The sequence below is a fragment of the Nonomuraea sp. bgisy101 genome (assembly GCF_057708945.1).
The window spans coordinates 1-11,606 of the sequence record NZ_JBYITD010000078.1; the positions used below are offsets into that span (position 1 = coordinate 1).

Annotated in this window: 9 protein-coding genes and 1 tRNA gene; 4 read left to right on the forward strand and 6 right to left on the reverse strand. The window is 62.0% G+C overall.

Features of this window, described 5'->3' with window-relative positions:
- Positions 1-173 precede the first annotated feature (173 nt).
- The 3 genes from AC3EO4_RS54805 to AC3EO4_RS54815 all read right to left on the reverse strand — a co-directional run bounded on the left by AC3EO4_RS54805 (position 174) and on the right by AC3EO4_RS54815 (position 2,204).
- Positions 174-503, reverse strand: a complete 330-nt coding sequence (locus AC3EO4_RS54805) for a response regulator transcription factor (protein ID WP_431904665.1) — start codon at positions 501-503, stop codon at positions 174-176.
- Between the two features lie 599 nt (positions 504-1,102).
- Positions 1,103-1,837 carry a trypsin-like peptidase domain-containing protein gene (locus tag AC3EO4_RS54810; RefSeq protein ID WP_431904668.1) on the reverse strand — a complete coding sequence of 245 codons (735 nt, stop codon included), beginning with the start codon at positions 1,835-1,837 and terminating at the stop codon, positions 1,103-1,105.
- A gap of 298 nt (positions 1,838-2,135) precedes the next feature.
- Positions 2,136-2,204: transfer RNA gene (locus tag AC3EO4_RS54815), tRNA-Phe, on the reverse strand.
- A gap of 253 nt (positions 2,205-2,457) precedes the next feature.
- On the opposite strand from AC3EO4_RS54815, the gene AC3EO4_RS54820 reads away from it, so the two are divergent.
- Positions 2,458-3,372 carry a restriction endonuclease gene (locus AC3EO4_RS54820; RefSeq protein WP_431904670.1) on the forward strand — a complete coding sequence of 305 codons (915 nt, stop codon included), beginning with the start codon at positions 2,458-2,460 and terminating at the stop codon, positions 3,370-3,372.
- Between the two features lie 511 nt (positions 3,373-3,883).
- On the opposite strand, the gene AC3EO4_RS54825 is transcribed toward AC3EO4_RS54820, so the two are convergent.
- The gene (locus tag AC3EO4_RS54825) at positions 3,884-5,812 is read right to left on the reverse strand and encodes a hypothetical protein (RefSeq protein WP_431904673.1); all 1,929 of its coding nucleotides are present in this window, start codon (positions 5,810-5,812) and stop codon (positions 3,884-3,886) included.
- A gap of 97 nt (positions 5,813-5,909) precedes the next feature.
- On the opposite strand from AC3EO4_RS54825, the gene AC3EO4_RS54830 reads away from it, so the two are divergent.
- The gene (locus AC3EO4_RS54830; protein ID WP_431904676.1) at positions 5,910-6,230 is read left to right on the forward strand and encodes a hypothetical protein; all 321 of its coding nucleotides are present in this window, start codon (positions 5,910-5,912) and stop codon (positions 6,228-6,230) included.
- 269 nt (positions 6,231-6,499) lie between these two features.
- Here AC3EO4_RS54830 and AC3EO4_RS54835 read toward each other — a convergent pair whose 3' ends face one another.
- Entirely contained in the window at positions 6,500-6,931 is a 432-nt protein-coding gene (locus AC3EO4_RS54835; RefSeq protein ID WP_431904678.1) for a hypothetical protein, read from the reverse strand.
- A gap of 769 nt (positions 6,932-7,700) precedes the next feature.
- Between AC3EO4_RS54835 and AC3EO4_RS54840 the strand changes: the two genes are divergently transcribed.
- Positions 7,701-7,922, forward strand: a complete 222-nt coding sequence (locus AC3EO4_RS54840) for a transposase family protein (RefSeq protein WP_431904686.1) — start codon at positions 7,701-7,703, stop codon at positions 7,920-7,922.
- A gap of 188 nt (positions 7,923-8,110) precedes the next feature.
- Here AC3EO4_RS54840 and AC3EO4_RS54845 read toward each other — a convergent pair whose 3' ends face one another.
- Positions 8,111-9,496 carry an AbiJ-related protein gene (locus AC3EO4_RS54845; RefSeq protein ID WP_431904681.1) on the reverse strand — a complete coding sequence of 462 codons (1,386 nt, stop codon included), beginning with the start codon at positions 9,494-9,496 and terminating at the stop codon, positions 8,111-8,113.
- 593 nt (positions 9,497-10,089) lie between these two features.
- Here AC3EO4_RS54845 and AC3EO4_RS54850 point away from each other — a divergent pair.
- On the forward strand, positions 10,090-11,283 hold the full coding sequence (locus AC3EO4_RS54850) for a hypothetical protein (RefSeq protein WP_431904683.1): 1,194 nt from the start codon (positions 10,090-10,092) through the stop codon (positions 11,281-11,283).
- The last annotated feature ends 323 nt before the right edge of the window (positions 11,284-11,606 follow it).

Below are 11,606 nucleotides of genomic sequence, written 5' to 3' on the forward strand. Positions count from 1 at the left end.
GACCTGGAAGCTGCACGACGGCCAGGCGATCAAGGGCTCGGGCGTCGTCAGGTCCAGCGTGCCCATCGTGGTGCACCCCAAGCAGACGCCGAGCCCCACTCCCAGCGCGACGTGACGGGACCGGCCGCCACCGTCCGGCGATGGCCGCCGACCCCCCTCGGGTGTGACCCGGCCTACGGCATCAGCCCCAGCCGCCGGGCGGCCACCACCGTCTCGTGCCGGTTGTGCGTGCCGAGCTTGTGCATCGCCCCGCGCAGGTAGCTCTTGACGGTCTCCGGCAGCAAGCCCAGGCGCCTGGCGATCTCGGCGTTGCCGCAGCCGAGCCCGACCCAGGCCAGCACGTCGAGCTCGCGCGGCGACAGCCGTACCGGGGGCGCGGGGGCGCGCCGGACCTCACCGGACAGCCGCGCGCAGTGTGCGGGAAGCCAGGCTGCGCCACGTCGACGCTGACCCGCGGATCGGCGAGCAGCGCACGCACATCCGCATAGCGGGTGACCCCCCACGGGGTGCTGCCATCAGGGCGGATCTTCAGAACCTCAAGTGCGCGCTACTGCCGGAGCGGTTCGACGGCGTGCGCGTGACTGACTTCACCTATGTCCTCAGCCGCAACGGCGTCGCAGAGATCGCTAATCGCTGCCTCACGGACAAGCCGACCCCAGCCGGGGAGAGACTGCTTGAAGCAGCCTTTCGAGTAGAGGACCAGAGCGAAGCCGTACTGTCGTCAGCGTTGTCATCAGAGCAACAAAAACGCCCCGGAGCGATCAACGCTTCGGGGCTTCTTTGCAGCTCAGGAATGGTGGTCAGGGGCAGGGTCGAACTGCCGACCTTCCGCTTTTCAGGTGTAGCGATCGCCCTGCTGCTTCTTGATGAGCCGCGGTTAGAGGGTGCTCGACGGCGGCGGGTGTGTGCCACTGGTGGGGGACGTTGCCGTCAGCGTTGCCGTCACCTCAGCCATGGTCACCCGGTGCCGAGTCCCGACGAAGGAGGGCCTCGGCGTCGATCGCCCCAACCACGGTCGGCGAGTAGCGAAGTGAGCGATCGTAGCGGCCATGACCTCCACCTCCGGCGCTGGCCTTACCTTTCACGCGAGTGAAGCGAGCGCTTAACCGTCCCCGTCGCACTGCCGGGTCGAGACCCGCCTCGTGGCATCGCTTGCGTCCTTGGTGATCGACAGGAGTTCCTCGGCCGTCAGTGCATATCCGAGGTTCGAGCGATCCGTCGCCGAAGCGATAACCATCCCGGCCACCGTGCCCCCGGGAACCACCAGTGGTGCGCCGCTCAGACCTGGACGTACGTCGGCGGAGAAGCTGAGGACACTTTTGGTGACCTCGCGTTTCCCGTAGATGTCCGGGCCCACCCCTTCAGCCTCCTGTTCTATCTTGATGGGCTGGACCATCGCACGCTTTGCGCCCTTCGGATAGCCGAGCACGTGGGCATCGCCGGGCGGCGCGCCGGCAATGAGCAGCGAAGGCGCGGGCAGACCTGCTACATACAGGACCGCGACGTCCACATCCGGATCAAAGGTGACGACACGTGCTGGATATACCTCGCCGTCGTCGCTGGTGACGCTGAGAGACTCGGTGACGCCGGCTACCACGTGCGCCGCCGTCACCACCCGCTGGGGCGCATACACGAAACCAGACCCCTCGAACTTCTTGTCGCAAGACGGTGCCAGTCCCGAGAGGCGCACCACGCTCTGCCTTGCGCTGACGGTCTTGGACGGGACCGCGGCCCCACTGGGTGGCGTCCGGGAATGGATTGGCACCGCCGGGGAGGGCATCGTGGTCGAGCACCCGACGAGGACAAGAAGGATCGGCAACCAGAGCCAGCGCATCATGTCCTCCATCGTTTCGGCCTCCGGCCTGGAGAAGCAACGCGAGGGTATGGCCTGGGTGGCGGCGTTGCCGAGCAGAGCGGCGCCGAAACGCCTGACACCCAACGCCTCGACCTGGCGATAGGTCGGCGGGGCACTGCGTTCGAAGCATTCTGCATCAGTATCGCGGTCCCAGCCTCGATGCTGTCGGACCGCGCTAACACCCGCCGGTAGACGACCGTCCGCCGTGTCTGTTGCCGTCAGCGGACACAAAAACGCCCCGGAGCGACTATCGCTTCGGGGCTTCCTTGCTGCTCAAGTGTGGTGGTCAGGGGCAGGGTCGAACTGCCGACCTTCCGCTTTTCAGGCGGAGCAATCACCCTGCTCCGCCAATGGGAACCGAACTCGGAGCGTCGTGTACGGCTGTCGTCAGATGCCTCTGGTGGCTGACGTTGCTGTCAGCGCTACTGTCACCTCCGGCTTCGGCTCTCCTCCGTCAGATTCCAGATGTCGATTGAGGCAATCGCTGTCCAGCGGCATGGCACAGGCTTGAAGATAGATCACACCGCCTGACCGAGGAGGTTCCCGACCCGTCCATCGTCATGGCGGCCCTGATTGACGTTACCGGTAACCGGAGGAGTGCCGTGCCGATCCCCGACTTTCAAGCCTTGATGCGGCCCGTTCTGGAGATGCACTTCGACGGCGGTGACCATGAGTCCGCTGAGGTGATCGCATCCATGGCCGACCGCTTCGAGTTGAGCGCGGTCGAGCGTGCGGAGATGCTGCCGTCGGGCGGACAGAAGCTCTTCAACAATCGGATCGCATGGTCCGTCACTCACATGGCCCAAGCCGGCTTGTTGGAGCGGCCTCGTCGAGGCGTCACCCGGATCACCGACCGAGGCCTGAAGGTCTTGGCCGAGCACCCGAACCGGGTGGACATGAAGGTGCTGAACCGGTTCGCGGAATACCAGGAGTTCCGTACCCGCCGCCGTAAGGCCGACAAGGCTGCGGAGGAGCCGGAGCTGTCCGCGGCGGATGCGCCGCCGCTGGAGTTGATCCCTCAGCTCATCACCGAGGCGCATACGGCACTGGCCGACGAACTGGTCGAGCGACTTCGTCAGGCGCCGCCGCAGTTCCTGGAGCACTGTGTCCTCAAGCTGCTGACCCGGATGGGCTACGGTGGCCCCGAAGGCGAGGTGCGCCACCTCGGTGGACCGGGCGATGAAGGCATGGACGGGCTCATCCGCCAGGATCCGCTTGGCTTGGACGTGGTCTACGTCCAAGCCAAGCGCTACGCCGCCGACCGGACGGTGCAACGACCGGATGTCCAGGCCTTCGCCGGCGCTCTCCAGGGCGCCCAGGCGTCCCGTGGGATCTTTATCGCCACCACCCGGTTTTCCCCAGGTGCCATTGATTTCGCCGAGAAGGTTCCCTCCCGGATCATCCTGATCGACGGCCGCCGCCTAGGAGAGCTCATGGTCGCCTACGACTGCGGAGTCCAAGAAGCCCAGACCATCACTATCAAGAAGATGGATGACGACTTCTTCGCCATCGAATAGGAGTCTGCCGATGCATCGCCGCACTGACTACCTGATCCGTAGGGAAGGGCAGACCCCTCGTTGATGGCTTGCCGCCCTGTTCGACCGGTAGATACGGGCCGATGAGGTGTGATCGCGTAAGGCGAGGGTTGCTGTACGCGCTGCTGTACAGCAACCCCCGCGCTCTGAGGCCGTGACTCCTTCGATGCGAAGCCACTTAACCGTGCTCCTGATCAGCCGAGATCTTGCCTGTGACCTGCTGTTAGGCGTCGCTCGGCATGAGCACGAGATGTCATTGGAGTTGAGCATGTCGGGGACCGAAACCGTGCAAGGTCCAGCCGACACGATCGTGGGTACGACATGACGTTTGCGTCACAGATCTTGGTGCCCATAGCCCGCTGACTGACCGATCGTGGAGGCGGCCGGACCCGCGCTGTCGTCCTCTTCTGCCGAGAAGAGCGCGCTCCTGGGCATCGAAATTCTGCGATCATGGGGGAGTTAGGACGACGTGAAACCGTCGAGTGAAATATGATCACGGCTCGGTGCCATACGCCGCGCCTGAATGATTCTGTGCAGCGATCCGCGCACGCCAGAAGCTTGCGGCATCCTGGCCATCCTGCATTGCGACGAACTCGTCCGTTCTGATCGCCAGAGCTGCGGCGGGTGGTGTGCCTTCGACGAAAGACTCGAGACCACGGTTGAGGGCGCTGCCCCCGAGGAAGTCGGCATACTCACGGACGGACTGCACCACCGCGAAGCTCGCGGGGTTTCCGTGGACCAATGCGTTGCGAACGCGGCGGCGGCGCGCTTCGAGCACTTCGCCCTCGGCCGTGTACTCATGGATGAGGGTGCTGTAGGTGGCGTGATCGCCAACGCTCGTGAACATCCGCGCGATCCAGGCGCGCTCATGCTCAAGGCGGCACAGCGACAGGAAGTCATCGGCTCGATCGGCAAGAAGCAGGATCCACGGCTGCTTCGGTCGGCTGGAAAACCATTCACGCGTGAGCTCGGTGAGCAACTCATCGCGCCGACCACCACCGAGGAGGCACATCCCCGCTGCGCGCTGAAGATCCGTGAGCCATCGGGCATGCGGCCAGCGCTCCCCGAGCAGTGCGAAGAGATCGTTCGGGTCCATGGCCGCGTATGCAGCGATGTGCTGCGCCACTCGGTCCGAGAGCGGGATCACGCTGCTGATGTCGGCTTCCGACGGCTTCCGCAGCGCCATATCGCGGCTGAAAGGGTGATCGGCTGTCGTCTGCACTTCGATGGCCGCAGCCAGGAACCTGGGGAGTTCTGCTCGGGCAAGTGCCTCGGCGATCCGCGGTCCATGTTGTTCGATCGCCTCAGCGGTAATCCCAGCTCCGTAATAGTCGTCGGGAAAACCGGTCTCACGCCAAACGGCCAAGAAGCCGGCGGAGCCGGGTTTCCCCGAGCGAATGACGGCGTGCTGAGCTAGCCGCGGACGGATCCCGCCAGCGTTGTGCATCGACACATTCAGGATGGTGTCCACGATGTCGACGGCGCGCGAAACTGCACCAGCAGCCGTCGTGTTACCGAGGTCGACGCGCACAAGGATGTCGACGTCGGACTCCTCGTCGACCATCTTCGCAACCTTGAACAAGAGGCCGTCCCGGACCAGCTCCGAGAGCTCTGCCTTGTGGGCGAAGTCCTGCCCGCCAGGCTCAGCGTTCGGAACGGCCCAGTGCGCGTCGAGGAAGGACACACGCCCGGCAGAGAGATGAAGATGAATACGTCCTTGGTAGCCCAACCAGACGACGATCGGTTCGACCTGGGCGGGTGTGCCGACGAAGGTGCGCGCGTTCGTCAGCCGCTGATCGAGGGGCACGTCCTTCTCGCCGACGGGGATATCGTTAGGGTCGCGGCCGAAGGCCACGATCGACACGAGATCGCGGAAGGCTCCCTCCGCGCTGAGACCCCGCCGCTGCAGCTGCTCGAACAGAAGCTCAGCGATAGGGCGATACTCGCGCCGAGCCAGGGTCCGATCCTGCGCGGTCGCGACCAGATCGTCCCAGCTGGCGCGTGCCGCATCGTCCGAGTCGAGCTCTTCGAGAAGCTCGCGCGCGGTGGAGAGCAGGTTTGTCCAAGCCGCGTCAGTACGAGTGCCGGGCGGCTGGACGAGCACCGCCGAGGGGCTCGTGGAGAGGTGCAATAGGGCTGCTCGAAATGCGGCGAGCTTCCCTGCGATGTGATTGCTGAGGGTTGTGCCAACCGCGCCTACCGACTCGTCGAGGTCTAACCGGAGAGAGGAGCGGTTGGCGGGCTTCTTCCACGCGTCGGTGCCGCTGGCAAGCTCGACCCACTCGGCGATCTCCTCGACGATGACCGTGAGCGGCAGAACGCTGCTGAGGCCGTGACGGCGGTCGAGCGAGGAGACCAGGGACTTCGGCCAATCGGGATCGTCATCGGACCAGTGGTCGCTGACGTTGTAGTCGATCATCATGGGCTTTCCGATCACACGGGTGTTGCCACGACGATGACACGGCTGTCGTAGCTGTAGTCACCACGGTAGCCACCACCGCACGTCAAGAGGGCACAAGATGAATGACCTCTTCGGCGCCGAGTCGTTCGTCGAGTCCCAGATCCGGGAGTTCGTGCAGGGGCTCGTGCAGCGACTGCTCGCCAACCCGGACCTGGTCCAGCAGACCCGAGTGAACACCAAGAAGCAGTTCATGGAGTCGCAGGACTTCCAGTCCGCCGTCACTGAGGCCGTCGCTGACAACCAGGAGGCGCACAACACCATGGCCGACTACTTTTTCACCGACGGGCCTGCGGTCAAGGGGATCATCGTGGCGCTCGCCGATGCGTTCTACGAGCACGCGATCGACCAAGGGGTAGGTCAGCCTTCCTGGGGATCTTGAGGAACGCCCCATAGCTCATCCTCTTGTTCTCGGGGTGCGGTGAAGAACAGACCGCATGGGGACCCTCGTCAGGTATCCAGCACGGTCTTCACACCACAGCCGCGGCTGTAGGGGCTGGGTACCCGAACACTTCATTACGAGGGAAGTGCAGATACCTCGTTCACCGCGTCTGGTCCTGCTCACGTGGCAGACACGGTCCGGTGGCTGGTGATGGTGCGAGACGGTGTTGCTGTACGAGGCTGCCCACCACGTCAATGAACGCGCCCACTTCACCGGGTGAGCTTTACGGCAAATACCGGGAAGGTGTACTCGACCTGCTCGTCCGGGCTGGCATCGTCCTCGTCGGAGACCTCCCGCAGATCCGTCCACGGCACCACACCCGGCAGTGGGTCCGCGGCCATCAGCGCGACCACCGGCACGGGGCTGTCCACAGGCCGGAATCCGCCTCCGAAGGGCAGATTATGCGGCTCTACAGAGGCCACCGAACACCGTAGCTGGCCGGCCTGCTCGTCGTACCAGGCATAGAACGTCACAGGCCCAGCGACGTCAGCGAACCGCAAACCGAGCCGCTTACCGACCGCGACGAGAGCCTGCTCCACCGGCCCCGCGTCGAAGCCCTCGGAAGCGAAGCCGAAGGTCATCAGATTGCCCCGAGCCTCCGCGTTCACATGTCCCCGGTCGAGAACGAGTTCCTCGTCCATGAAGGACAGCACAAGCTGCGCGAGACTTTCCGACACTCACCATCTCCGATCACCCACATGAGCCCCACGCAAGAGCGACTCCCCATGCTCCGGACCACCGGAGCCATCCGCGAGATCACGTGCTGGCACATCCTTTCATCTGCACCAAAAGAGTGCCTGGTTGCAAACGGGAGCAAGTCACGACGTAGCGAGTTCCTCGCCCTGGTCTAGTGATACGTGCGGGCTGGGATGTGTGATCGTATGAGGCGGTGTTGCTGTATCCCGCTGAACACAGACACCCCGGCCGGCGACCTGCCCCGTCATCCGATGACAAGGGGACCCGTACCGCAGGGCCGCCAGGTCCGAGGAACGGCAGCCCTGCGGCAGCCCCAATGAGTACCGCATTAGGAGTCAGATGAGCAGCGAGGCCTCGTCGCGCTGTCCCCCTGCAGTTATCGCGGGTGCGCTGTGCTGTGCGACCTGCGCTGGGAGGGGATTGGGAATGATCCGGGAACTGGTGAGGGATTTCCGGGCGGCGAAGTGTTGTCCACTGAGCTATTTCATCCCCGGACGGCGGGTTGCTGATCACATCATGATAGTGAGAGTGACGTTCGTCTGACGACATGGCGAAACCTCTGGTAGAGGGGTTGATCACCGCAATTACTTCGGTCACAGCCAGGGGCCTCGGATGCTGTTCTATCTGCTGCCCTCGATTTGTCGCGCTCAATCCTGAACTACGTCGCCCGACCTCCTCCGTCGGCACCGCAAGACAATCGGGTCGACATGGCGACTGCTCAACCCGAGACAGCAAGCCCTGCTCGTGCTGATTTACCTGCGCAAGGGAGAGAAGTTTCCCGAGCTGAGGTCCGGATTCGGGGTCTCCACTGCGATCGCGTGGCGGCATGTGGAGGAGACCATGAAGCTGCTGTCTGGGCGCTCAACTAAGCCTGGCCAGGCGCTACGCCGAGCTAAGCGGACGGCCTGCACTACCTCGTGCTGGACGGCACGCTGATCCACATCGACCGGATCGCCGCCGACCGGCTGTACTTCTCCGCGCGTATCGGCGGCACAGCAATAGCGTCACCTCAAGGGCTAGTAGACCGGTACGCGGTGCGCATCATTTACGGCATCTCGCGGGCACAATCAAGGTATTACGGGGGCTCAGGAAAGCTCGGTGTGGTAAGGCTCCGTAATGGCAATCTAGAGAGCGGACACCCTAAATAGAGTGAATAGGTCTCGGAAGAACCGCTGGACCATCTCGCGCGCGTGTTGCTTATCTTGAAGTTCACTTGCGCCGAAGCGGAATACTTCATAGCCGCTGAGCTTGAGGTCACGGTCAGCGCACATGTTGGCTGCGTACGCGGCGGGGTCCGGCTTGCTGTCGGTGGCGTAGTGGTGTTGACCGTCGACTTCGAGCACTACTCGCTGACCGTGAGGCATGAGGAGGAGGAAATCCATGCGAAACCTCAGCAATGCGTCCTGGCCGCGCATTTTGACGGTTTTCGGGTCCCAGTGCAGCCACACTTCAGGCAGTAGCGCCGGCAGGTCGGGAACGGCAGGGCCGTGAATTTCGTGGTAAAGCTCCCAGAGGTGGCGTTGGGGCGGCGAAACTTTCCTTTCAGGAAGGCTGCTTTGGAGCCGGTTATAAAGCGACTTCTTTGCTTCCTTGTCGTCGTGGAGTTGGTGGGTGTCCTTCCACCACGCCTGAAGATCGCGCCATCTAATGCCCTCTGGCCCGATGGGGAGGTCGTAGACGAGTACGGCGTCGGCATCGCCGAGGATCTCAATGTCATTATCTATGGCATTGGGTAGCCGGATGTCCGGCTTCGTGCGGGACGCAAATATCAGATTTTTTGGACGCCGGTTGTGCTTCGTCCGTGTGGATACGATGGCAAACACGGGATAGCCGCCATCGGTATCGATATCGCGTAGTTCGAGACCGGATGCTCGAAGGTGTGGATTCATTGCTGTAACGATGCGACGCTGGGCCGGTTCGTCGAGAACTACATCAGCGGAGGTTAGCCCTTCCAGGAACAGCACAAATCGCCTGTCCGACGCCTCGAAAGCACCCAGGTTCTCTAGAAGTTCTTCGGTGGACCAATCACCAGGGTTACGGAACACGTGTTGCTGAATACGCGCGCGGAGATTCGCCCCACCTGCGCCGAGAAATTCCCCGAACGTAAACAGGTCATCCAGCACCCACAAGCTCTCCAAGAGAGCCAGAAATCTATCGGCGCTATGGATAAGGTCTTCTAGATCGAGAGAGCGGGCAATTTCCCGCCGTGTCCTTTTCGGAATCGGCGGCCCGTTTTCGCCCGCCCACAGCACGTCCTGAATGGCGTTACGAGTGTTCGCCTCAATCGACAACTGCTTCAGAACCCGGCTGGCTACCTCCGACAGTTGCGCATCGGGGAGAGCCTTCAAACTGTTGAGTACTTGATTATGCTTCGAGTCGCCCTCTAGTGGCGTTGGTAGACCAAGACGTTCACAAGCCTCGTCGAGGTTCCGTTGAATGTTCCCGTCGCTGATAACCCGTGTGACGCCTCGAAGCAGCTCACGCAGCGTCTCAAGGTCAATGTCGCCCACGCACCGATTCTTGCAGACACAGGCCGCCCGGGGCTTACTGTTGCGCGGGTATCGCCGCGCCGGTACCGCAAGACGATCGGGCCGACATGGCCAAGTTGACCAACTCGAGGTCGCGCATGCTCATCTCCGCACGTAGTGGGGGTTCGGGATCCAGAGGTCGTCAGCGCTCCCGTACTTGCCCGGCTTCCACGCTCCTCTGATCTGCGATGGATCGATCCGCTTGAACCCGACGGGCCTACGATCAAGGGAATCATCGTGGCGCTCGCCGACCCGTTCTACGAGGCCGCGATCAACAAGGGGGCAGATCCGCCTTGCTCGGGATCTTGAGGTATCCCCTCGCAGTTCCTCCCTCCTGTTCGTGGGGGCTTGCAGCCACCACCATGTCACCCAGCTCACACTCTCGAATCCGCGTCTCCAGCCCTATCAACTACGCGGAATGCGGCTCGGGGTAAGGCTTCTACCTTACGGTGTCCTTCGCAGTGGGCCGACGGCAGCATAAAGAGCACTCATTCTCCCAGCTCAAATGGCACCTCATGTGACTTTCAGGCTCGAACTTCGGGCTTCACGCCGTGGAACCAGGCTAAGATGCTCCTATGGACATGTCTGGGTTGCCGGAAGGCGCGAACATAAACAATATCGAGATAGCCAATGATGATTCCTCGGCTGCTCCTCGCAACCTGGAGAGGTTCTCGCCCTACGCTGCCTATGTCGCCAGGAGTGAGGAAATCGAGGAACTCATCTCACTCACCTCGATATCATACGCGCTTTCCCAGCAACTCCTTCTTTCCACTCCGCCAGAACAGCTCGCCGATATTACGTTTGACAAATCGGCGCCTCAGCGTCGGTCGTTTTCAATGGCCGACGTCACTATTGGTGACATTCTTGAGATGTCGGCCGGCTGGCTTCCATATGAAGAATACGCTCAGAAAACGGGTCGAAATCTTCAGGATGTAGTCAATCAGGCGGAGGCTGGCCTGCTTGGCCCGGTTCGGATCCGCCCTTCCGATGGCATCCCGGTCATTCTTTGGCCGCCTGAAAGCGAGAGAGAAGCAGATTTCAAGGCGCCCGAGATCGATTTTCTCAGCATCAAGTTGAGCGTTGTAGTTAAGGCCAAAGTTGCGACCGATTTAACATTTGATCCATCCGACCCAGTGCAGGCCAGGGCGGCTCAAAAGCATTTCCTAAAGTTGGCCAGCTCGCTAGGGAAGGTCGATGAAGTAGTGAAACGGGCCGAATTTCTCCTATTTCGCGCAGCCTTCCTGCTTCAGTGGACCAGCTTCGAAGTGTTTCTCCGAGAGACGATTGAGGAGCTCTTGGCAAGACATCCTCAGGTAATACTCGAGTCGGCGGGAAAGAAGGAGAGCCTGTCCTATGAGCAGTTGTTTTCGATGACTCACAGACTCTCTTCGATAGAAAGTCTACGCCAAGAACTGATCGACATGGAGATCGAGAGGCTCCGCTCAAATGGTCGCTCAATCCATGGAATGATCAACTTTCTCAAGAGTGCATTCCGCTTCAAGCGCGATCCCTACAAGGCTTGGTATGTTTACAAAGGTAAGCGTTATGAAGCAACCTACAGCACGCTTATCGACATCAAGGAACGAAGAAACATTTTAGTGCATGAGGCGTCAGATGCTAGATCTGCCATTTCAAGCAAGGAAGGGCAGAGCCTGAGTGAGGAGGAGTATGTGAAATATGTCCTGGCGCTACGCTCTGTCGCTCATAGCATTTCATCTAGTGTGCACTTCAAGAAGTATGAGGTACAAGTTTCCAATGGTCCTGCCTAGCTAGGGCCCGCTGCTTGTACCTGGCCCGGCATCCGTCGACAGTCGGAGAACCCCGTTATCCGGTGGCAAGCGGACCCGGAGCGCAGGGCCGCCCGGCCCGAGCACCGGAAGCCGCGCGGCAGCCGATCGCCCCGCTGGTTCGGAGATCGCCGAAGTGAGCGATCGTCACGGCGTTAACTGGTGACATCTGACATCTGTGGGCGCGCTGGGCGGTGCGTGCCCGGACCGGCCGAAGAGCCGCAGCCGGGCACGCAGACCGGCCAGCGCGCCCGGGGGGACGGGCAGCGGTCCGCCCCTTCAACCATGGAGAAAGTTCTCACCCG

What these genes read in the sequence shown, in the direction of transcription:
- AC3EO4_RS54810 (WP_431904668.1), bottom strand. Translation starts at nt 1,837, where the DNA reads ATGATGCGCTGGCTCTGGTTGCCGATCCTTCTTGTCCTCGTCGGGTGC.
- AC3EO4_RS54825 (WP_431904673.1), bottom strand. Translation starts at nt 5,812, where the DNA reads ATGATGATCGACTACAACGTCAGCGACCACTGGTCCGATGACGATCCC.
- AC3EO4_RS54830 (WP_431904676.1), top strand. Translation starts at nt 5,910, where the DNA reads ATGAATGACCTCTTCGGCGCCGAGTCGTTCGTCGAGTCCCAGATCCGG.
- AC3EO4_RS54835 (WP_431904678.1), bottom strand. Translation starts at nt 6,931, where the DNA reads ATGGACGAGGAACTCGTTCTCGACCGGGGACATGTGAACGCGGAGGCT.
- AC3EO4_RS54850 (WP_431904683.1), top strand. Translation starts at nt 10,090, where the DNA reads ATGGACATGTCTGGGTTGCCGGAAGGCGCGAACATAAACAATATCGAG.